This window comes from Hongsoonwoonella zoysiae (assembly GCF_013266695.1).
Classification (GTDB): Bacteria; Pseudomonadota; Alphaproteobacteria; order Rhizobiales; family Stappiaceae; genus Hongsoonwoonella; species Hongsoonwoonella zoysiae.
Window position 1 is genome coordinate 260,600 of the sequence record NZ_JABRXF010000001.1, and the last position, 19,913, is coordinate 280,512.

General features: G+C 61.0%; 21 protein-coding genes. 13 read left to right on the top strand and 8 right to left on the bottom strand.

The features are described 5' to 3' along the window. Nucleotides 1-62: 62 nt before the first annotated feature. From HPQ64_RS01185 to HPQ64_RS01205, 5 genes are all read right to left on the bottom strand, one after another. A complete protein-coding gene (locus HPQ64_RS01185; protein WP_172886572.1) occupies nt 63-1,814 on the bottom strand; it encodes an adenylate/guanylate cyclase domain-containing protein in 1,752 nt (583 codons plus the stop codon). A gap of 95 nt (nt 1,815-1,909) precedes the next feature. Next, nucleotides 1,910-2,410, bottom strand: coding sequence for an isoprenylcysteine carboxyl methyltransferase family protein (locus HPQ64_RS01190; protein ID WP_172886573.1), 501 nt, complete (start codon nt 2,408-2,410; stop codon nt 1,910-1,912). Continuing rightward, on the bottom strand, nt 2,410-3,468 hold the full coding sequence (locus HPQ64_RS01195) for a type III polyketide synthase (RefSeq protein ID WP_210260041.1): 1,059 nt from the start codon (nt 3,466-3,468) through the stop codon (nt 2,410-2,412). Before HPQ64_RS01195 ends, HPQ64_RS01190 begins: the two co-directional genes overlap by 1 nt. 114 nt (nt 3,469-3,582) lie before the next feature. Further along, a complete protein-coding gene (locus HPQ64_RS01200) occupies nt 3,583-3,987 on the bottom strand; it encodes a thiol-disulfide oxidoreductase DCC family protein (RefSeq protein ID WP_343035886.1) in 405 nt (134 codons plus the stop codon). Continuing rightward, a complete protein-coding gene (locus tag HPQ64_RS01205) occupies nt 3,984-4,721 on the bottom strand; it encodes an SDR family NAD(P)-dependent oxidoreductase (RefSeq protein ID WP_172886574.1) in 738 nt (245 codons plus the stop codon). The genes HPQ64_RS01200 and HPQ64_RS01205 overlap by 4 nt, the downstream gene beginning before the upstream one ends. A gap of 216 nt (nt 4,722-4,937) precedes the next feature. On the opposite strand from HPQ64_RS01205, the gene HPQ64_RS01210 reads away from it, so the two are divergent. The 5 genes from HPQ64_RS01210 (at nt 4,938) to HPQ64_RS01230 (ending at nt 8,130) form a co-directional block, all read left to right on the top strand. After that, nucleotides 4,938-5,864: an AraC family transcriptional regulator gene (locus HPQ64_RS01210; RefSeq protein WP_172886575.1), complete on the top strand. Its 927-nt coding sequence runs from the start codon at nt 4,938-4,940 to the stop codon at nt 5,862-5,864. 256 nt (nt 5,865-6,120) lie between these two features. Continuing rightward, nucleotides 6,121-6,654, top strand: coding sequence for a DUF4142 domain-containing protein (locus tag HPQ64_RS01215; RefSeq protein WP_172886576.1), 534 nt, complete (start codon nt 6,121-6,123; stop codon nt 6,652-6,654). A 1-nt stretch (nt 6,655) separates the two neighbouring features. Then, complete coding sequence (locus HPQ64_RS01220) at nt 6,656-6,997, top strand: cupredoxin domain-containing protein (protein ID WP_343035887.1); 342 nt, start codon at nt 6,656-6,658, stop codon at nt 6,995-6,997. Nucleotides 6,998-7,034: 37 nt separating this feature from the next. Further along, nucleotides 7,035-7,427 (top strand): VOC family protein, encoded by a 393-nt coding sequence (locus HPQ64_RS01225; RefSeq protein WP_172886578.1) that lies wholly within the window; start codon nt 7,035-7,037, stop codon nt 7,425-7,427. Between the two features lie 103 nt (nt 7,428-7,530). After that, nucleotides 7,531-8,130, top strand: coding sequence for a uracil-DNA glycosylase family protein (locus tag HPQ64_RS01230; RefSeq protein ID WP_172886579.1), 600 nt, complete (start codon nt 7,531-7,533; stop codon nt 8,128-8,130). 22 nt (nt 8,131-8,152) lie between these two features. On the opposite strand, the gene uxaC is transcribed toward HPQ64_RS01230, so the two are convergent. Both uxaC and HPQ64_RS01240 read right to left on the bottom strand, forming a co-directional pair. Then, nucleotides 8,153-9,559 carry a glucuronate isomerase gene (gene uxaC, locus HPQ64_RS01235; RefSeq protein ID WP_172886580.1) on the bottom strand — a complete coding sequence of 469 codons (1,407 nt, stop codon included), beginning with the start codon at nt 9,557-9,559 and terminating at the stop codon, nt 8,153-8,155. A 21-nt stretch (nt 9,560-9,580) separates the two neighbouring features. After that, nucleotides 9,581-11,038 (bottom strand): mannitol dehydrogenase family protein, encoded by a 1,458-nt coding sequence (locus HPQ64_RS01240; protein WP_210260043.1) that lies wholly within the window; start codon nt 11,036-11,038, stop codon nt 9,581-9,583. Between the two features lie 258 nt (nt 11,039-11,296). Here HPQ64_RS01240 and uxuA point away from each other — a divergent pair, with 258 nt between their 5' ends. Both uxuA and HPQ64_RS01250 read left to right on the top strand, forming a co-directional pair. Continuing rightward, nucleotides 11,297-12,457 (top strand): mannonate dehydratase, encoded by a 1,161-nt coding sequence (gene uxuA / locus HPQ64_RS01245; protein ID WP_172886582.1) that lies wholly within the window; start codon nt 11,297-11,299, stop codon nt 12,455-12,457. Nucleotides 12,458-12,547: 90 nt separating this feature from the next. After that, the gene (locus HPQ64_RS01250) at nt 12,548-13,603 is read left to right on the top strand and encodes a dipeptidase (RefSeq protein ID WP_172886583.1); all 1,056 of its coding nucleotides are present in this window, start codon (nt 12,548-12,550) and stop codon (nt 13,601-13,603) included. Between the two features lie 22 nt (nt 13,604-13,625). Here the strand turns inward: HPQ64_RS01250 and HPQ64_RS01255 are convergent, their stop codons facing one another. Beyond that, entirely contained in the window at nt 13,626-13,937 is a 312-nt protein-coding gene (locus HPQ64_RS01255) for a hypothetical protein (protein WP_172886584.1), read from the bottom strand. Nucleotides 13,938-14,135: 198 nt separating this feature from the next. Between HPQ64_RS01255 and HPQ64_RS01260 the strand changes: the two genes are divergently transcribed. From HPQ64_RS01260 to HPQ64_RS01285, 6 genes are all read left to right on the top strand, one after another. Further along, nucleotides 14,136-14,957 (top strand): potassium channel family protein, encoded by an 822-nt coding sequence (locus HPQ64_RS01260; protein WP_172886585.1) that lies wholly within the window; start codon nt 14,136-14,138, stop codon nt 14,955-14,957. Nucleotides 14,958-15,110: 153 nt separating this feature from the next. Further along, nucleotides 15,111-16,526: a cytochrome ubiquinol oxidase subunit I gene (locus HPQ64_RS01265; protein ID WP_172886586.1), complete on the top strand. Its 1,416-nt coding sequence runs from the start codon at nt 15,111-15,113 to the stop codon at nt 16,524-16,526. 5 nt (nt 16,527-16,531) lie between these two features. Further along, nucleotides 16,532-17,539, top strand: a complete 1,008-nt coding sequence (gene cydB / locus HPQ64_RS01270; RefSeq protein WP_172886587.1) for a cytochrome d ubiquinol oxidase subunit II — start codon at nt 16,532-16,534, stop codon at nt 17,537-17,539. Further along, nucleotides 17,536-17,676 carry a DUF2474 domain-containing protein gene (locus tag HPQ64_RS01275; protein ID WP_172886369.1) on the top strand — a complete coding sequence of 47 codons (141 nt, stop codon included), beginning with the start codon at nt 17,536-17,538 and terminating at the stop codon, nt 17,674-17,676. The genes cydB and HPQ64_RS01275 overlap by 4 nt, the downstream gene beginning before the upstream one ends. 17 nt (nt 17,677-17,693) lie before the next feature. Next, nucleotides 17,694-18,686: a glycosyltransferase family protein gene (locus tag HPQ64_RS01280; RefSeq protein ID WP_172886588.1), complete on the top strand. Its 993-nt coding sequence runs from the start codon at nt 17,694-17,696 to the stop codon at nt 18,684-18,686. A gap of 144 nt (nt 18,687-18,830) precedes the next feature. Beyond that, nucleotides 18,831-19,895 carry a LacI family DNA-binding transcriptional regulator gene (locus HPQ64_RS01285; RefSeq protein ID WP_172886589.1) on the top strand — a complete coding sequence of 355 codons (1,065 nt, stop codon included), beginning with the start codon at nt 18,831-18,833 and terminating at the stop codon, nt 19,893-19,895. Nucleotides 19,896-19,913 lie beyond the last annotated feature (18 nt).

Genomic DNA, 19,913 nt, shown 5'->3' on the forward strand with positions numbered 1-19,913 from the left:
AGCAGTGACCTTGACCCGGCACCCCATTCGAGGTCCACCAAAACTCCAAAGCCGCGTATCCGCTAAACCAACCCCGCCTTGCGCAAGCCATCGCGGATGAAATCGATTTCCGTCTGGCGGCGGAAGGGTGCGCGGCTCATATGCGCCTCGAAGGAATAATTCGGGTTGATCTCTTCCATTTCGCGCCAGGCTTCGCGGGCCTCGTCCAGTTCGCCCTGGTAAGCCAGCGCGGAGGCGAGATAGACGCGCGAGAAGTCCGTGTCGGGCACAAGCCTGATCCGTTCGCGGAACTCCGCCGCCGATGTTTCGAAGTTTCCGCTCAAGAGGTGCGCCAGCCCGATAAAATGCAGATATTGCTCCGCCCCTTGCGGGTCGAGGCGCATCGCGCGATAGAGAATGGGCAGCGCTTCTTCCGGCTTGCCGCTGAACGTCAGCGCAGCCCCTTTGGAGGCAAGGGCCGCAGCATAGTTCGGGCTCACTTCGAGCGCCGTTTCGATTTCCCTCCAGTTGCGCTCGTAGTCCCTGTGAAATGCCGCGACGATCGCTGCGATATGGTGGCCGTAGGGGTCGTTCGGCGCCTTCTCGATCGCCTTGTCGACGTAGTTGAGCGCCATGTCGAGCGAACGGTCCGGATCGTCCGTCCATCGGTTCTGGAAGTCGAAAACATAGGCCAGCGCAAGGCCCGCGTAGGGTTCGCCGTAGTCGGGGTCGAGTTCGATTGCCTGTTTGAGTAGCGGTATCGCTTCTTCGAATGTCGCACGGGTCTTGGACCCCGAAAGCAGTCCTCTCGCATGCAGGAAGAGATCGTGCGCCTCGACGTTCGTCGCCGTGTTGTCGGCGATCAGCGCTTCTTCCGCCGGCGTCAGCGTCACCTTCAGCGCATCGACGATCCGGCGCGTCACCTCGTCCTGCACCTCGAAGATGTCGGTCAGTTCCCTGTCGAAGCGATCCGCCCAAAGGTGCCCGCCCGAACGCGCATCGATAAGCTGGGCGTTTATCCTGACCCGGTTTCCCGCGCGGCGGATCGATCCTTCCAGGACGGAACTCACGCCAAGTTCCCGGCCCACTTCGCGAATGTCGACGGATCTGCCCTTGTAGGCGAAGCTTGAGTTGCGGGCGATCACCAGAAGACTGCCGACCTTGGAAAGATCGGTGATGATGTCTTCCGAAATACCGTCGGTGAAATATTCCTGCTCGGGATCGCCGGACATATTGTCGAAGGGAAGAACGGCGACCGAGGGCATATCCGCCTTCGCGCCCGCCGTTTCTGGCTGCGGGGCCGGCGCTTCATAATCGCCCGCATCCATGTCCGGGTGCCATTTCCACACCCTCACCGGCCTGCCGATATTCTTCACATGCACTTCGCCGGCGTCGTGAAAGACGGCGTCGACACGCGCGCCGATGCTCTCGTTGACGATGGAGGTGATGCAAATGCCGCCCGGATCGGCGAGCGGTTCCAGGCGCGCGGCCAGATTTACGCCGTCGCCATAGATCTCCCCGCCGTCGATGACGATGTCGCCGAGGTTCACGCCGATCCGCAGGGTTATGCCGCCGCCCGCCGCGCTTGTCTGCGCCTTGATCGCCCGCTGGATGGAAAGCGCGCAATTCACGGCGTCGACGACGCTTGAAAATTCGACCAGCGTCCCGTCGCCCATGAGCTTCACCACGCGACCGTTGTTCGCGGTCACTGCCGGATCGAAAATCGCTTCGCGGTGGTGCTTGAGGGCGGCAAGCGTGCCGTTTTCATCGGCGCTCATCATCCTTGAATAGCCGACCACATCCGCAAGGAGGATGGCCGCGAGGCGCCGGTTCATACGCTCTGCTGACATGGGCGGATTGTATGGGATAACCCAACGGCAAGCTAGCACTGCTATTTGCCTTGCCGCACATATTTGCATGCCGGTTGGGTTTAGGGTCTGGTCCCCGCGTTATTCAGCGCCGCCTCTTCCGCCCGGATGCGTATGAAAAGAACGCCCGCGTTGAGGACGGAAAAGACAAGCGCATAGGCCGCAAGGCCGAAGGTGAGCGGCAGCACGGCGATTTCCAGCGCAACCACAACATAATTCGGGTGTTTCAGGAAACGGTAGGGGCCGGCGGCGATCAGGGGCGCTCCCGGCATTATCACGATCCGCGTCGTCCAGCGCTCGCCGAGCGTCGCGATGATCCAGATGCGCAAAAGCTGAAGGAGCACGAAAACCGCCAGCCAGAATACCCTGACCTCCGCCTGCCACGCCAGGATCCACAATCCGGCAAGCCATGCGGCGTGCAGCGCGACGATCAGCGGATAATGTCCGGGCGACACCTCCACACCGCCCCTTTCGATCAGGCGTTTCGTGTTTCTGCGCGCAAGCAGAAGCTCGCCCAGACGCTGCAGCGTAACGAAGGCGAGTAATGCCGCCGCAGCCGTCATCACCGGCTCAAAACCGGCACGCAGGAGGCCGTGAACCCGGGACCGAGCGCGGTGAGCAGCGAAAGCCCGTCCTCGCCGGAGCGGAGCGCACGCTCCAGCACGAACAGCGCCGTCGGGGCAGACATATTGCCGAAGTCGCGCAGGATCTCCCGCTCGTGGTCGAGGCTTGCTGCCTCAAGCTCCATCGCCGCCTCGATCGCCTGGATCACCTTTTCTCCGCCGGGGTGGAACAGATATCTCGCCACCTCCCCCGGCTCGATCGACAGGCGGTCGTGAAATCCCTCCACCGCCTTTCGCATGTTCCGCCGCGCGAACGGTGGAATGGCGCGATCGAAGACGACCTCGAACCCGCCCGGATCGACGTTCCAGCCCATGATGGCAAGCGTGTCCGGCCACATATGCTGGGTGCCGGGCCCGACGAGGGTGGGCGAGCGCGCGGATTGCGGCCGGATCACCGCCGCTGCGGCTCCGTCGCCGAAAAGCGCGGTCGCCACGATGTTGGCCTTGGTCGGCTTGTCGCTTCGAAAGGCGATGGAGCAAAGCTCGACGATGACGACCAGCACGGTCAGGCCCTGTTCGCCGCTCGCAAGCCGGCTCGCGAGCCCCAGTCCGCTGACACCGCCCGCGCAGCCGAGCCCGAAGACCGGAACGCGCAGGATATCGCCCCGCAAGCCGAGGTCGGCGGCCGCCCGCGCCTCCAGAGAAGGGGTCGCGATGCCGGTCGAACTTACCGTCACGACGGCATCGACCTCTCCGGCCGTTACCCGCGCCTTGTCAAGCGCCTCGCGGCTTGCGCGAACGAACAGCTCCGTTGCGGCCGTCAGATAGGCATCCGTGCGCTCAGACCAGTCGCGCGGTTCAAGATACCATTCCAGAGGCATCGCCAGGTGTCGTTTTTCGATACCGGCATTGGAGAAAACGGGGCGTATCGCTTCGAAATCGGCAAAAGTCGGCGCGAAAATCTCTTCCGCACGCAGGATTGCTTCGGCCTGCCGCAGCATATGAGGTGGTGTGGTGCACGCCAATCCGTCCATGGCGGCCCAGACATCTGTCCGCATGAATTCCTCCGCCATCCGTTCCTCACTATAAGGCCGTTGCGGAGGGCGGGCATATCCGGCCGCATCAAAGATCGGTGATGGCCGGCCCGTGGCGCGCGGCCATCGAAGTGCGGCTCAGTCGCGCGCAAGCCTTTGAAGCGCGGGGCGCAGGACGAGAAACGCGCGGTATGCGCCCTCAAGCAGAACGGGGAATGGCCATAGGCTCAACAGGCGTCCCAGTTGGCGAAAACCGGGCAGCGCCTTCCAAAGCTCTACGAACGCCATGCCGCCCGAGACGATCTTTCCGTCCGCCCCGCGCACGTGAAATCGCCGCATGGCCTCGTCTCGCGAAAGGCCTGGCGCGGCCTCGCCGCCCGCTCCTTTCGAGATGTCGACGAATTCGACCGCCTCCGATCCCTCGCATCTCCTGTAAAAGCCGATTTCGCGGCGGCAGAGCGGGCAGGCGCCGTCATAGAATACGGAAACCCTGGCGGCATCCGGCCCATTCCCGCCGCGAATGCGGATCGCGTTTTCACTCACCACGGTATCTCCTCGCCCCTGTGGTCGAAGAAGCCGCCTGTTTGCCCCGCCGTCAGCCCGTCGATCACGCGGAGCAGGTCCCGGGCGGCCTCTTGCGGCGGTCTCACGTCGAGGCCTGATTTGGAAAACGGTTCGGAAAGCCTCGTGTCCACCGTTCCCGGATGCAGCGCGACGCAGACCGCGCCCTTGCGCCGCCGTGCCAGTTCGATCGCCGCCGTCCTGACGAACTGGTTGAGCGCCGCTTTCGAGGCGCGGTAGCTGTACCAGCCGCCGTAGCCGTTGTCGCCGATGCTGCCGACCCTGGCCGAAAGCGTCGCGAAGACCGATTTTCCCTCGCCCGGCAGAAGCGGCAGAAAATGCTTCATCAGGAGTGCGGGGCCGAAGGCGTTGACGGCGAAAACCTCTGCCATCCGTGTCATGCCGAGGTCGCGCCAACTCTTCTCCGGGCTGACCGTTTCGGAATGCAGGATCCCGGTGGCATCGAACACAAGCCGCACATCTCCCGCCAGGCTCGAGATATCCCCGGCGGCAGCGGCTATCGTATCCTCACGGGTTACGTCGATGGCCGGCGAAGTTGACCGGCCGAGCGAGACCACCTGCGCAAAGCGAAGGTCGTTGCGCAAAATTTTCGCGACCGCGGAACCGATCCCGCCGCCCGCGCCGATGACGACGGCGATGCCGCCGGGCGGGAAATCGACATCGCGGCTTTCGGCCTCGCCGGATTTCTCGGACACCTTTTTTGGCCTTCCCGGAATTCTGTTGACCCACCTTTTCACCTTACGCGGCAATTACGGATACGGTTCAGGATTTCGCGGCGGGACCCTTCGTTCATTGGGCGGTCACGATCTTGAGAGCGCTTCGAAATCTCGTGGTTGAAGGCCGTTAAATACAATATTCTTTGCACATCGTCCGATCCGGAAGGATTAGAAAGCATATAACGGGAGGCGAGAATGGACGTTCTGAATGATATTTTAGACACCCTCAACCTGAAAGGTGCGCTTTATTTCCGCACCGATTTTTCCAATCCCTGGTCCGTCACCGTGCCGGATCTGAACCAGGCCGCGCGCTTTCATCTCGTCGTTCAGGGCCATTGCCACGTCCAGTTTCCGGACAGAAGCGCGGTCGACCTCGGCCCCGGAGATCTGGTGCTGATCCCGCGCGGGCGCCAGCATGTGCTGGCCGATTCAGCCTGCGACACGGCACCCGAACTCGAGACCGTCCTGAAGGATGTGGGATATCGGGGCGACGGCGTTCTGGTCGTGGGCGAGGGCGATCCTAACGCCACGACGCAAATGGTTTGCGGCCATTACACCTTCCGCAATGGCGCCGACCACCCGATCCTGCGCGCCCTTCCGGACCATCTTGTCACATCGGCCTCGGTGCGCGCACGCGAACCCTGGCTCGACGAAATGCTGCGCCTGGTCGTCCAGCGCGTCTTTTCCGAAGAGATGGGGTCGACCGCGGCCGTCACCCGCCTGTCGGAAATCGTCTTCATCGAACTTTTGCGCGTCGGAATCGGCCAGAGCGAGGAATTGCAGATGGTGCTTTCCGCCTTCCGCGACCGCCACATCGGCAGAGCGCTGCAGCTTATCCATTCAAGGCCGGCCGAACCGTGGACTGTCGAAAGCCTTGCGAGCGAGGTCGGCATGTCGCGCAGCCGTTTCGCCGAGCGTTTCAGCGAGCTCATGGGCACCGGCCCGATGGCCTATCTGTCCGATTGGCGGCTTCAGAAAGCCCTCTCGTTGCTGGACGACTGCCGCTGCTCCGTCCAGCAGGTGGCGATTCAGACGGGCTATCAGTCTCCTGCCGCGTTCAGCCGCGCATTTTCGGGAAAATTCGGCCTTCCGCCCACCGAATACCGCCGCAACATTGCATAAAATCCGGATGGACTTTGCGTACCGTCCCAATGGCTTTGCGTAAACTCTCAGACTAAGCGGCGGTAATTGATAGATCGTCCCGACTTGAGCATTCTCCCCTCCATCGGACGCCGGCAAGACGAACAGCCGGTCTGAAGGTGAGAGGACAGTCAAGATACCTCGAACATCAGCCCGGCGAGCGTAGCGACAAGAACAAAAGCCCTCAGCTGGCGGGCGTCCGGGAAGAAACTCAGGACACAGAGAGAGAACCATAGCAATGAAGCTCATCAAAATCGCCGCCGCCGCCGCGGTCGTCGCCGCCTCCTTCACCGCTCCGGCTTTCGCCGAAGAGAAGATGAACGACCTCGAAATCGCTCACACCGCCTACACCGCCGGCGGTCTCGACATTCGTTACGCCCACCTCGCGCTGGCGCTCAGCGAGAACGATTCCGTCCGCGAATTCGCCAACGTCATGATCCGCGACCACTCCGCGGTGAACCAGGAAGCCGGCGCGCTGATCCAGAAGCTCAACGTCACGCCGCAGGACAACGGCCTGAGCCAGGCTCTCGTCAAGGGTGCCGCCGAGAAGCGCGCCGAATTCGTGAAGCTTTCGGGCAAGGCTTTCGATTGCGCCTATGCGCAGAACGAGCTGGGCTACCACCAGATCGTCAACCAGACCGTCGAAGGCAAGTTCATCCCGTGGGCGACGGTCGAGCCGCTGAAGGCCCTGCTGGAAGATGCTCTCGTCACCTTCAAGGCGCACGAGAAGCACGCCGAGAACATGGTGAACGGCCTGCACTGCGGTTCGTAATATGCCTCGCTCCGGCAAAATCGGCGGCGCCCTCTCGGGCGCCGCTTTCTCCTTGATGCTGACATGTTCCGCTGCGTTCGCCGGCGAAACCCATCAGGTCTTCATCGAGAAGTTCGAATTCGCACCCGCCAACCTCACGATAAAGCGAGGTGACATGGTGGAATTCGTCAACAAGGATATCGCGCCTCACACGGCGACAGAGGAAAGCGACTACCTCTGGGATACCGGTGAGCTTGCCAAGAACCAGTCGGCCCGGATCGAATTCAGCGAGATCGGGACGTCGAACTACTTTTGCGCTTTCCACCCGCACATGAAGGCGGAAATCACGGTTACCCCGAATTGACGGGGTAATAGCCGAGAACCAAAGGAGCCAACTGCCAATGTCCATCGTCGATCACCTCAGCGTCGGCGTGCCGAGCATCGAAGCCGGCCGCAAGTTCTACGACGCCGTCATGGAAGCCATCGGAGCGAACTGCCTCGCCGCCGGCGACGGCTTCGCCGCTTACGGCACCACGCGCGTCGAATTCCTTCTGCTTCTGCCTTTCGACGGTGGCGCTCCCACGGGCGGCAACGGCACGCACATCGGCCTTGTGGCTCCCTCGCAGGCGGCGGTGGATGCCGCATATAACGCAGCACTCGCCAATGGCGGCTCGGACGAAGGCGCTCCTGGACCGCGCGAGGCCTACCCGATCCCCAATGTCTACACCGGCTACGTGCGCGACCCCTTCGGCAACAAGATCGAAGTGATTCATAACGGCTTCGCCGCTCAGTAACGAAAGCCGTTTGCCTGGCTAAATTAGAATTTCCGCCGGAATCCCGGCGGAAATTTCTTTTTGAATGCGCCTTGTGCTTGCGTCTTGATGTTTAGGAGTATCGATGCCTGCCGATCCTTCGAAATGCTCCGGTCTGGACAATCTGCTTGCGAGCGTGCGAGCCTGCACGATTTGCGAAGGACTGCCGCTTGGCGCGAAGCCGATCCTGCAGGCTGGCACCGAAGCGCGCATCCTGATCGCCGGGCAAGCCCCGGGAAGAAAGGCGCATGAGCGCGGGATTCCCTTTGACGACGCGTCGGGCGACCGACTGCGCGATTGGCTTGGCGTCGACCGGGATACGTTTTACGATGCGAGCAAGATAGCCGTGTTGCCGATGGGCTTTTGCTTTCCCGGCACGTCGAAGAACGGCGACCTGCCACCGCGTGGCGAATGTGCGCCCGCCTGGCGGGAGAAACTTCTCGAAAACCTCGAAAAAGTCGAGTTGACCATCGTCATCGGCCAGTATGCCCAGGATTGGCACTTCGGCAGCCGCCGCTCGAAGTCGCTGACCGAAACCGTGGCGAACTGGCGCGCGTTCTGGCCCGATATCCTGCCGCTGCCGCACCCGAGCCCGCGCAACCAGCGCTGGTTCAAGCAGAACCCTTTCTTCGAGGAAGAGATCCTGCCCGAGCTGCGGGCACGCGTGCGTGAATTGATCGGTTGAGCCGGCTTTCTTCTTCAACGCCTCAATCGAGAAACCAGCGCTTCGCGTTCGTGTAGCAGACATCGCGGACAAGGCCGCCGGCAAGTTCGAAATCCGGCGGAATATGCCCTTCCTCCATCCAGTTGCCGACCATCCGGCACAGGAGCCTGCGGAAATACTCGTGCCGCGGGAAAGACAGGAACGAGCGGCTGTCGGTCAACATGCCGACGAAACGCGACAAAAGCCCCATCTGCGCAAGCTGCACCATCTGCCGTTCCATCCCGTCAAGCTGGTCGTTGAACCACCAGCCTGCACCCGCCTGCACCTTGCCGGGCACCGAACCGTCCTGGAAGTTACCGGCGGCCGTCGCGACGATTTCATTCTTCGACGGATCAAGGCAATAGAGAATCGTGCGCGGAAGCTCGCCGGTCCGGTCGAGATGATCGAGGAGCCGGTTCAGTGGCTCGGCGATTGGCCTGTCGGCGATTGAATCGCCGCCGGAATCCGGGCCGACGGCCGCCAATATCCGGGAACTGTTGTTGCGGATCGCGCCGATGTGCAACTGCATGACAAGATCGCGCGCCGCATAGGCCCGCCCGAGCGCGACAAGCACGGCGGTCTGGAATACGGCTATGTCTTCCTCGTCGAGCGTGGCACCGGACAGCCGCTTTTGCAGGACCGCATTCGGATCACCCTTCGCCAGATCATCGGTGATGTGCAAAATGTCGAGGCCATGGTCGGAGGCTCGGCACCCAAGCGCGACGAACGCATCGAGACGCTTCGTCAATGCTTCCAGGAGATCGTCGAAAGTTGCAATGCGCACGCCGCTTGCCGCGGACAAGCGCTCCAGATATTCCGCAAACCCTTCCTGATCGATTTTGAAGGCCTTGTCCGGCCGGAAGCTCGGCACGACTCGGAAGCCGAGGTCCTCGACCTTTGCCAATGCCTGATGGTGCTCCAGCGTGTCGCAAGGGTCATCCGTCGTACCGACAAATTCGACCTTCATTCGCCGAAGCAGCCCGCGCGCGCCGTTCTCCGGCTCCGCCAGCTTGGCGTTGGCCGTGTGCCAGGCTTCATCCGCCGTCTTCGGCGAAAAGATCAGGCCATCGAGGCCGAAATACCGGTAAAGCTCCAGATGCGACCAGTGGTAAAGCGGATTTCCCAGACACTGCGGCATGGTCTCGGCGAAGGCGTCGAATTTTTCGCGGAAATCCGCATCACCCGTGATGCGCCGCTCGTCGATGCCCGCCCAACGCATGGCCCGCCATTTGTAGTGGTCGCCTTCGAGCCAGATGCGCCCGAGCGTATCCCACCTGGTATCGGTGGCGATCTGCGCCGGATTAAGGTGGTTGTGAAAGTCGACGATTGGCAGCTTAGCCGCAACATCATGATAAAGGCGGCGCGAGGCTTCGCTCCTCAGCAGAAAATCAGAGCCAAGAAAGGGCTGCATGGCAATCGGTCCTTCAAGATGTCAGTCGGACGACAGCGCGCCAACAGCGCCGCGCGCGCCGTTTTCGCGGAGCGAACGGTAAGCCGCGGCAATGCGGGTGCGAAAGCCCGTATCCTCCGAAAGCATCGGCGTAAAGACACCGCTACGCTCCAGGACTTCACGCACGTATTCGACACCGTCCTCCGTCGTCATTGCAATATCGGCGAGCTTTTCGGCCATCGGATCGTTCAGCGGGAGCGGATTGCCGTGATCATCCTTCCCCCGGCAATAGGCCATCCAGCCGGCGATGCCGAGCGCAAGGCGCGGCCAGTCACCACCCGTTCGCATATGATAACGCACGGACTCAAGCATCCTTTGCGGTAACTTCTGGCTGCCGTCCGACGCAATCTGCGTCGTACGGTGTTTCAGGCGGCTGTTGGAAAAGCGCGCGATCAGCGCTCTTGCATAGGCATCGAGATCGACACCCTCCGGCATGGATAGCGTCGGCGCCTGCTCCTTCATCATCAAACCGAAGGTGGCCGCGCGGAAAGACGCGTCGTTCATGCAGGCCGAAACGGTTTCGTGTCCGGCCAATGCGCCCAGATAGGCGATGAACGAATGGCTGCCGTTCAGCATTCTGAGTTTCATTTCCTCAAACGGGCGAACATCGTCGGTAAGTTGCGCACCCGCGAGATCGAAATCCGGCCGACCGGCGGCGAATTCATCCTCAATCACCCATTGGCGAAACGGCTCGCAAACGATTCCGTTCGGATCGTCCTTGCCCTCAAGGACGCTGCGCAAGACGGCGCGGCCTTCATCGTCAAGCGCCGGCACGATGCGGTCCACCATCGCCGAGGGGAAGCTGACGTTTTCGGAAATCCAGCGCACGAGACCGGGGTCGCGCCTTTGCGCGAACGCCAGAACCACGTTTCGGCAAACGGCACCGTTGTTCGGCAGATTATCGCAGGAAAGGAGCGTGACCCCGCCCAATCCTTTCTCCTTGCGCCGGCGTAGGCCTTCGACAAGGTAGCCTATCGCGGTGCCCGGCCCCTCCGGCGTGGCGAGATCGGCCTGAATACCCTTGTGATCAAGGTCGAGTTCACCGTCTTTTTGGCAATATCCCTTTTCGGTGATCGTAAGCGAGATGATCGAAAGGTCCGGATCCTCGAACCGCGCAAAAAGCGCATCGGCACCGTCCCGCTTCGGGTGGCAGGTCGCCACAACCGCCCCGACAGAGCGCGCCGTGATACCGCCGTCGTCCACTTCCGCGACCGTATAGAGATGATCGGCAGAATCGAGCGCGGTGAGTTCTTCGGCGCCCGAATTGAGCCGCACGGCACATACGCCCCAATCCCCGTCCGTCTTGCGCAAAACTTCGTCGACGTAAACCAGAAGATGCGCGCGCGCAAAGGCGCCGAAACCGATATGCAGGATGCGAGGTTTGAGCCTTTCGCGATCATAGTTCGGGCGAAGAACTGCCGGTTCGGCTGATCGGATCATGGGCATCTCACTACGTTTCGAACGGGATGGAATGGCCGGAGCGCACGTTTGTCGCACAAAAGCGCGACACATGTCAGGCAATGAATGCGGTTAAACGCGCCGGCCGCTCAACTGCCGACTGCATCAAGCGGGTCGATATGCTAAGCCTTCCGTAAGACGGTCCGGAGGCGCATTTTCCCTATGAAATCGAAACAGGCCGCGCGCCCACCGCTTGACTGAAACCGAGCCCCATACACGAACGACACCCGGATATATCCCATGCTGCAGACCTGGCGCTGGTTCGGCCCCGACGATCCTGTTTCCCTGGCCGATATCCGACAGGCCGGAGCGAGCGGCGTCGTCACAGCCTTGCACGACATCCCGAACGGCGAAGTCTGGCCTTTCGAGGCGATCGTCGAGCGCAAGGCGCTGATCCAGGATGCGGGCCTCGAATGGTCGGTCGTGGAAAGCATTCCCGTCCATGAGGATATCAAGACGGCGGCCCCGGCCTGGAAATCGCGCGCGGACGCCTGGGCGCAAAGCGTGAAAAACGTCGCGCGGGCCGGCATTGCCTGCGTCTGCTACAACTTCATGCCAGTCATCGACTGGACGCGGACGGAACTCGATCACGAACTTCCCGACGGCGCGCGCTGCCTGCGCTTCGATCATGAGCGTTATGCAGCCTTCGACCTTCACATCCTGAAACGTCCGGGCGCGGAGGCCGATTATTCCGATCGCGAGCGCGAGCGGGTCCAGGCGGTTTTCGAAGCCATGCCCGAAGAAGAGATTGCCAGACTTACGGCGAACATCATCGCAGGTTTGCCCGGATCGGAGGAAAGCTACCGGCTTGACACCTTCCGCGACCGGCTGGCCGCTTACCGCGATATCGACGCGAACGCCCTGCGGCGAAACCTTGCCGCCTTCCTTGAGATCGTTCTTCCGGCCGCGGAGGAAGCGGGTGTGGTCCTCGCCATTCACCCTGACGATCCGCCGCGCGCCCTCTTCGGCCTGCCGCGCATTGTCTCGACGGTCGAGGACATGCAGGCGATCGCTGCGATGTCCGACAGTCCGTCGAACGGGTTCACCATGTGCACAGGCTCTTACGGCGTGCGCGCCGACAACGATCTCGTGGAGATGATCCGCCGCTTCGCCCCGCGCATTCATTTCTTGCACCTGCGCGCGACGAAGCGCGAAGGGAACGGCAAGAGCTTTCATGAAGCAGCCCACCTTGACGGCGACGTCGACATGGTATCGGTCGTTCGGGAAATCGTGCTGGAAGAACGCCGACGCGGGGCCCTCATCCCCTTCCGGCCCGACCACGGGCACCAGATTCTCGATGATCTCAGGAAGGTTTCCACGCCGGGCTATCCGGCAACCGGCCGGCTGAGAGGGCTTGCCGAGATCAGGGGTGTGGAACGCGCCGTCTGCGTTCTCGTTTGAGAACTTCGGCTTGCAATGCGCTGCAAGCGACAGCAAGACTGCGCGCGATTTGCACCTTCAAGGCCATAACCAACAAGCCCGGAGTGCCGGATGCAACCTGCTCCCGTTCCCGTTTTCGACGGGCATAACGACACGCTGTTGAAGCTCGAACTCCAGCAGGGCACGGCGAAGAACCGCTCCTTCTTCGAGGAGGCGGCCTTCGACCACATCGATCTGCCGCGCGCGAAAAAGGGCGGGTTTGCGGGCGGGCTCTTCGCCATGTTCGTTCCCTCGCGAATCGCCAGAAACGGAGAAGCGGCGTTCAATCCCGCCGATCCCGCCAATTTCGCCGAAATCTCCCAGGAATTCGCGCACAAGTTCACCAGCCGCCTGTTCGGGCAGGCCGAACGCATCGCCGAAAAGGCACCGGACCTCGTCTCCATCTGCCGGTCGAGCGCGGAGATTCGCGAAGCAATGGGGACAGGCCGGCTTGCAATGATACTCCACATCGAAGGAGCGGAAGCCATCGGCAAGGACCTTGCCGAACTGGAGACGTTCCACGGCCGGGGTCTGAGGTCGCTCGGGCCCGTGTGGAGCCGGAAGAACATTTTCGGCGACGGGGTACCGATGGCCTTTCCGGCATCACCCGACACCGGGCCGGGGCTTACGGACGCCGGCAAGGAGCTCGTGAAGGAATGCAACAGGCTGAAGATTCAGATCGACCTATCGCACATTACCGAAAAAGGCTTTTGGGATGTGGCGAAGCTGAGCGACGCTCCTTTGGTCGCATCGCACTCCAATGCCCATGCGGTCAGCCCTTCGCCTCGTAATCTGACCGACAGGCAGCTTGATGCGATCGCGGAAACGGGCGGTCTCGTCGGACTGAACTTCCATGTCGGCTTCACGCGAGAAGACGGGGCAATGCGTGCCGATACGCCGTTGGAAACGCTCGTGCGTCATATGGATCATCTGATCGGCAGGCTCGGCGAGGATGGCGTCGCACTCGGCTCGGACTTCGACGGATGTCTCGTACCCGCCGCCATCAAGGATGTTGCCGGCCTGCCGAAACTCGTCGAGGCATTCCGCAAGGCAGGTTACGGTGAGGAGTTGATCGAGAAACTCTGCTGGAAAAACTGGATTTCCGTGCTGCAGCGCGCCGGCATCTGACGCGTCGAGCCAGTGCCCCGATTCATTCGGCCGCGATCGGGACTGCGCTTTCCGCCTCGATACGTTCCTGCAGGTAATCGGCGACCCGCAAGGCGACGGCCTGGAGACGCTTCAACTCCGCCTCGCGGCGCGTATTCGCCGTAACCTCGGTGACGCCGCTGCTTCTGGCGCCGTTTCCAAACCGCCCGGCCGCGCGAACGATGAAGCGGTAATTTTCTCCGTCTCCAGCCCCCGGCGTGTGCAGGACTTCGCCCACATGCTGCTCTGCAAAGCGAACGGAATCATCAAGGATCGGATATGACGCCTGAGCTTTCTGTCCGGTATTTCCGCTCATGATACCGCCTGATATCCAGTTGGTCTCTCGAAGTCTTGCGAGCGTAACTTTGTTCCGATTCGTGCCGGATTCCAAAAAATATTAATGAGAGCTTAATTCGCGTAATTTTCAGTTATTCGTGAAGTCGAATTACTCGGAATTTTTTACCTAACGTCAGAATCAATTGACGAAACGGAGCGCCTCGGCTTTGGTTCCGGCATGAGCAAGGAACGTTCGACGCACAATGACACCAAAGGCGTGAGCACATTGCAACGGCTCCGAAAATCGCTGCGCGGCCTCTACTATGGCCACTCCGTCGCGGCACGCCGCTGGCGCTTCGCCCTGCTCGGTTTCGACCTCGTCACGATCGGCTATTTCATCGTTTCGTCGATGTTCGATCCTCAAGAAATCAACCATATGCTGGATTACACGATCGCCGTGGTGCTGGCCTTCGACTACGCGGCAAGGCTTTTCATCGCCAACCGCCCGTGGAAAGCCGCCCTCGAATTCACGGCCTTGACGGATCTCGTGGTGATCCTCTCATTGTTTGCATCCGCCTTCATCGACAATCTCGGCTTTCTGCGGGTCGCTCGGATGCTCCGCCTCATGCGCTCCTACCACCTGCTCAAGGAGCTAAGGGGCATGTCCGGCTATTTCCGGCGCAACGAGGATATCATCCAGTCGAGCGTCAATCTCCTCGTCTTCATTTTCGTGGTAACCGCCGTCGTCTTCGTCACCGAGGGCCGCCAGAACCCGGCGATCAATACCTATCTCGACGCGCTTTATTTCACTGTCACCACGCTGACGACTACGGGCTTCGGCGACATCACGCTTACCGACAGCTTCGGAAGGTTGCTTGCCGTGGTAATCATGATTTTCGGCGTCGCGCTTTTCCTGCGCCTCGTTCAGACGATCTTCCGCCCGCAGAAGATCCGCTACTCCTGCCCCGACTGCGGATTGAGCCGGCACGATCCGGACGCCGTTCACTGCAAGCATTGCGGCCGCACGATCCACATCGAAACCGAAGGCGATTGGATTTAGCCCGCAGGCACACAGACATGCAGGCTTTGCCGGGCGGCTTGCCCGTGCAGGCTGCCGATGTTTTCATAGTCTTGTCATGACGGTGCGGCTTCAATCAGTTACCGGCTCGTTTCGCCGCGACTGCCAGGGATGTGTGAAAGGTAAGGTGATCCGATGGACGAATTGGCTCTTGACCTCGCACGGGCGCAATTCGCCTTCACCGTCTCCTTTCACATTATCTTTCCCGCTTTCTCCATCGGGCTGGCCAGCTATCTCGCCGTGCTCGAGGGCCTGTGGCTTTTGACCGGCAGGCCCGTTTACCTGAAGCTTTTCCGGTATTGGCTGAAAATCTTCGCCGTCGCCTTCGGCATGGGCGTCGTATCGGGCATTGTCATGACCTATCAGTTCGGGACGAACTGGTCGGTCTTCTCCGACAAGACGGGTCCTGTGCTCGGCCCGGTGATCGGCTATGAGGTTCTGACCGCATTTTTCCTCGAAGCCGGTTTTCTCGGCATCATGCTCTTCGGCATGAACAAGGTCGGCCCACGCCTGCATTTTTCCGCCACAGCACTGGTCGCCTTCGGAACCGCGCTCTCCGGCTTCTGGATCCTTTCTGCCAACAGCTGGATGCACACACCCGCCGGCTACAGCATCAACGAAGCCGGGCAATTCGTGCCCGAAGACTGGTTCAAGATCGTCTTCAACCCGTCCTTCCCCTACCGTTTCGTGCACATGATGCTCGCCGCCTATCTGACGACTGCCTTCGTGGTTGGCGCGGTCGGCGCCTGGCATCTTTTGCGCGACCGGACGAGTGAAGCCGCACGCGTCATGTTCTCCATGGCGATGTGGATGGCCGCTATCGTCGCCCCGATACAGGCGTTTGCCGGAGACATGCACGGCCTCAACACGCTTGCGCACCAGCCGGCGAAGATTGCCGCGATGGAAGGCCATTTCGAAAGCCGGACGCGCGCACCCCTGATCCTCTTCGGCGTTCCGGATATGGAAAAAGCCGAAACGCTCTACAAGATCGAGATTCCCGATCTCGGCAGCCTCATCCTGACTCATTCGCTGGACGGGAAAGTGCCGGGCCTGAAGGACTTCCCGCGCGAAGACTGGCCCAACGCCACAGTGGTTTTCTTCACCTTCCGCATCATGGTCGGCATCGGCTTCCTCATGATCGCCCTTGGCTTCTTGAGTTTGTGGAAGCGGTGGACGGGCGCGCTCTACGAAAGTCGGTTCCTGCACCGGTTCGCGCTTGTCATGGGCCCTTCCGGCTTCGTCGCCGTTCTTGCCGGCTGGTTCACAACGGAGATAGGCCGCCAACCCTTCACCGTTTATGGCCTTTTGCGAACGGCCGACAGCGTTTCGCCGGTCGCCGCACCCGCCGTCGGCACGTCTCTGGCCGTCTTCATCCTCGTCTATTGCATCATCTTCGGCATCGGCATTCTCTACATCCTCCGCTCAATGCGGAATTCGCCCGAGGAAGGCATCGGACCTGAGGCAGGACATCCGATCCGTACAGCCGGCATCACGCCGGTGGCAGCCCTTTCGCAAGACAAGCCGGAAACCTCCGGCGCGCCAGCGGAGTGAATGCGATGGCAATTGACCTTCCTCTCATCTGGGCCGTCCTGATTGCGGTTGCGATCTTCGCCTATGTGGTTCTCGACGGGTTCGACCTCGGCGTCGGCATTCTTTTTCCGGCCGGGCGCACCGAAAGCGAACGCACGTTGATGATGAACAGCATCGCCCCCGTCTGGGATGGCAACGAAACCTGGCTGATCCTTGGCGGCGGCGGGCTGTTCGCGGTTTTTCCGCTGGCCTATTCGATCCTGATGCCCGCACTTTACGCGCCCATCATCGCCATGCTGATGGGTCTCGTTTTCCGTGGCGTCGTATTCGAGTTCCGCTTCAAGTCTTCCGCCCGGTCACGGCCACGCTGGGACGCAGCCTTTTTCATGGGTTCGTTCGTCGCCGCCTTCGCGCAGGGCATCGCGCTTGGCGCCGTCGTCCAGGGCGTTCCCGTGGAAGGCCGCGCCTATACCGGCGGCTGGTTCGACTGGCTTTCGCCGTTTTCCGTCATGACCGGGCTGGCGCTTGTTTCCGGCTATGCACTTCTCGGCGCGACGTGGCTTATCTGGAAGACGGAAGGACCGTCGCAGCAGCATTTCAGGACGATTGCGCGGAATGTCGGCCTCGCGCTTCTCTGCTTCATCGGCATCGTCAGCATCTGGACGCCGTTACTCGACCCGGAGATCTTCACGCGCTGGTTCTCCTATCCCTCCTCGCTTTATACGCTGCCCGTCCCGGTTATGGTCGTGGCCGCCGCAGCCCTTATGTTCACAAGCCTGAGGGGAACGCGAGACGGCGTACCGTTCCTTGCGGCACTCGTCCTGTTTCTGCTGTCCTATATTGGCCTTGCAATCGGCCTTTATCCCTACATCGTCCCGCGCAGCGTCACGATCTGGCAGGCGGCCGCGCCCGAGAGCAGCCAGAAGTTCCTGCTCGTCGGCGCCGCCGTGCTCTTGCCGGTCATCCTCGCCTACACCGCCTATGCCTATTGGGTTTTCAGGGGGAAAGTGCGCCCGGGAGAAGGATACCATTGAACGACGATCACGATCCGCGCAGGATCGAGGCTGGGCCGGCCTGGAAGCGCTGGCTCTGGTTTTTCGGGCTCTGGCTGGCAGGTGTTGCCGCGATAGCGGCCCTGTCCTATTCGATCAGGTTCCTGCTTCTTCAGTGACTGGAGATCCGTACTCCATGCAAGTCATCGCCATGCGCCCGAACACGTCTCGGGACAATGCATTCGTGGATCTGTTCAGTCATTCGCTTGCGAACTGCGGTTTCAAGTTGAAGGACTTCAATTGGGAGCTTTCTCCCTTTGCCGGAGCGGATTACGTCATACTGCACTGGCCCGAATATTTTTTTGCCCAGCCAACGCTCGAATCCCGTTTTCGCATGGCGATGGTGCGCTTCATGAAATTCGTTTTCGGAACGAAATTCGTCTGGGTCGCACATAATATCCGGCCCCATGATGGCGGCGATGTCGACATCAAGGCGGCGCGCAACTTCTTGAGTAGGCTCGACGGTATCGTATTTCTCTCCAACGCATCGCGCGAAGAGTTCGAAAAAGCCTATCCTGACGCAAAGGCGAAACTGCACACGATACGGCACGGGCACTATCTGGACAGCATGGAAACCAGGCCTGCGGCAACGCCGGATAGCGACCACATCCGCCTTTTGAATTTCGGCCAGTTGCGCCCTTACAAGAATGTCGACCGGTTGATCCATTGTCTGGTCGATCTAGGTGACGATGGCGCTACACTCACAATCGCCGGTTTGCGCCGGGACGCGGCTTATGTCTCGAAAATCGAAACGCTATGCGCCAGCAGGCCCGACATAACGCTCGACATACGCGACGACCTGCTGCCGCAACACGACCTTGAAGCGCATCTCGACGCCAGCAACGGCGTCGTTCTTCCCTATTCCGCGATCACCAACAGTGGTGCCGCGATCTTTGCGCTTTCGAGAAACCGACCGGTCCTTGCCCCGGGGACCGGCGTCTTTCCGGAGCTGCAAGGCGACGTCGGCAGTGATTGGGTCACACTTTATGAAGGCGAATTGGACACCGCGGACCTGAAAAGCTTCGTCCGAAAAATCCGTGATTTCACCGGGCAATCCAAGCCCGACCTGTCTGCATACGATTGGGCGGATAATAGCGCGTCTTTGGCGAATTTCCTGCGGTCTCTTTAGTTTCGTTCTCGACAAAAAGATGCAAACACTATTTCAAAACCGTTTTTATTGACGACTAAAACCGGTTTTGTAATAATATTCCTGATTACGCGGAATGAATTGGCATCCAGGGGAGGAGCCGCGTTCAAGCGGTCGGCGCGCTTCATGGCCCGAACGAAAAACACCGTGACGATAGACGACGTAGCCCGCCTTGCCGGCGTCGCAAAGGGTACGGTGTCGCGCGTTCTCAACAACTATGGCGACACCTCGGCCAAGACGCGCGATCGCATTCTCCAAGCCGTCGAACGTCTCGGATACCAGCCATCCTCTGCCGCAAGGAAGCTGAAGCGCGGGCGCGTCGACACGCTTGGCATCGTGCTGCCAGCGGGAGACGGAGAACACGCCGACCCGTTTCTTTCCGAATTCCTGGACGGTATTGCACAGGCACTCGACCTTTCCGACCGCGACCTTCTGGTCACCACCGCCCATTCCGACGAACATGCCGTGGCCGTACACGACCGGCTGATCCGTTCGCGCAAGGTCGACGGTTTCATCGTCACGCGCACGCAAGGTGACGACCCGCGCATCGAGCTTCTTCTTCAGCGCGGCTTTCCCTTCGTTGCCCACGGGCGGACCAGGAATACAGGCTTTGCCTGGTATGACGTCGACAATGAGCGTGCCTTTCTCGAAGCCGTCCGTCATGTCGCGGCACTCGGGCACAGGCGCATCGGCTTCCTGGGCGGCCCGACGCGAATGAACTTCGCCATACAGCGCAGGGCCGGATACCGAAAGGGACTCGAGGAAGCCGGCATCGCACACGACCCGGCGCTGGAAAGCACCTGTGAACTCAGCGAAAGCAGTGGAGCTGAAGCGGCACGAACCCTTCTTCGCCTCGACGAACCGCCAACGGCGCTCGTCTGCGTGACGGACACGGTGGCGATCGGAGCGATGGGCGCGATACGCGCGCTGGGTCTGGCGATCGGGCGGGATGTCACCGTCATCGGTTACGACGGGCTTCCCGTCGGCGCCTATATCGACCCGCCCCTCACGACGTTTTCACAATCCGCCCATGCCGCCGGCGCGCGAGCGGCCCGGATGCTGATCGACGTCATCGAAGGCGTCGATCCGCTGGAACGGCAGGAACTCGTCCCGGCCGACCTCGTGAAACGGTCGTCCGACGGGCCGCCTCAAAAAACGCCGCAGGAGCTTAAGGAAAGCCTGGCGAAATGAACGGACACCCGCAACATC

Excerpts from the sequence above, each read along its gene's own strand:
- HPQ64_RS01185 (WP_172886572.1), bottom strand. The coding sequence starts at position 1,814 with ATGAACCGGCGCCTCGCGGCCATCCTCCTTGCGGATGTGGTCGGCTAT.
- HPQ64_RS01195 (WP_210260041.1), bottom strand. The coding sequence starts at position 3,468 with ATGCGGACAGATGTCTGGGCCGCCATGGACGGATTGGCGTGCACCACA.
- uxaC (WP_172886580.1), bottom strand. The coding sequence starts at position 9,559 with ATGCAGCCCTTTCTTGGCTCTGATTTTCTGCTGAGGAGCGAAGCCTCG.
- cydB (WP_172886587.1), top strand. The coding sequence starts at position 16,532 with ATGGCAATTGACCTTCCTCTCATCTGGGCCGTCCTGATTGCGGTTGCG.
- uxuA (WP_172886582.1), top strand. The coding sequence starts at position 11,297 with ATGCTGCAGACCTGGCGCTGGTTCGGCCCCGACGATCCTGTTTCCCTG.
- HPQ64_RS01225 (WP_172886578.1), top strand. The coding sequence starts at position 7,035 with ATGTCCATCGTCGATCACCTCAGCGTCGGCGTGCCGAGCATCGAAGCC.
- HPQ64_RS01260 (WP_172886585.1), top strand. The coding sequence starts at position 14,136 with ATGAGCAAGGAACGTTCGACGCACAATGACACCAAAGGCGTGAGCACA.
- HPQ64_RS01230 (WP_172886579.1), top strand. The coding sequence starts at position 7,531 with ATGCCTGCCGATCCTTCGAAATGCTCCGGTCTGGACAATCTGCTTGCG.
- HPQ64_RS01190 (WP_172886573.1), bottom strand. The coding sequence starts at position 2,410 with ATGACGGCTGCGGCGGCATTACTCGCCTTCGTTACGCTGCAGCGTCTG.
- HPQ64_RS01210 (WP_172886575.1), top strand. The coding sequence starts at position 4,938 with ATGGACGTTCTGAATGATATTTTAGACACCCTCAACCTGAAAGGTGCG.
- HPQ64_RS01215 (WP_172886576.1), top strand. The coding sequence starts at position 6,121 with ATGAAGCTCATCAAAATCGCCGCCGCCGCCGCGGTCGTCGCCGCCTCC.
- HPQ64_RS01255 (WP_172886584.1), bottom strand. The coding sequence starts at position 13,937 with ATGAGCGGAAATACCGGACAGAAAGCTCAGGCGTCATATCCGATCCTT.
- HPQ64_RS01240 (WP_210260043.1), bottom strand. The coding sequence starts at position 11,038 with ATGATCCGATCAGCCGAACCGGCAGTTCTTCGCCCGAACTATGATCGC.
- HPQ64_RS01280 (WP_172886588.1), top strand. The coding sequence starts at position 17,694 with ATGCAAGTCATCGCCATGCGCCCGAACACGTCTCGGGACAATGCATTC.
- HPQ64_RS01220 (WP_343035887.1), top strand. The coding sequence starts at position 6,656 with ATGCCTCGCTCCGGCAAAATCGGCGGCGCCCTCTCGGGCGCCGCTTTC.
- HPQ64_RS01250 (WP_172886583.1), top strand. The coding sequence starts at position 12,548 with ATGCAACCTGCTCCCGTTCCCGTTTTCGACGGGCATAACGACACGCTG.
- HPQ64_RS01285 (WP_172886589.1), top strand. The coding sequence starts at position 18,831 with ATGGCCCGAACGAAAAACACCGTGACGATAGACGACGTAGCCCGCCTT.
- HPQ64_RS01265 (WP_172886586.1), top strand. The coding sequence starts at position 15,111 with ATGGACGAATTGGCTCTTGACCTCGCACGGGCGCAATTCGCCTTCACC.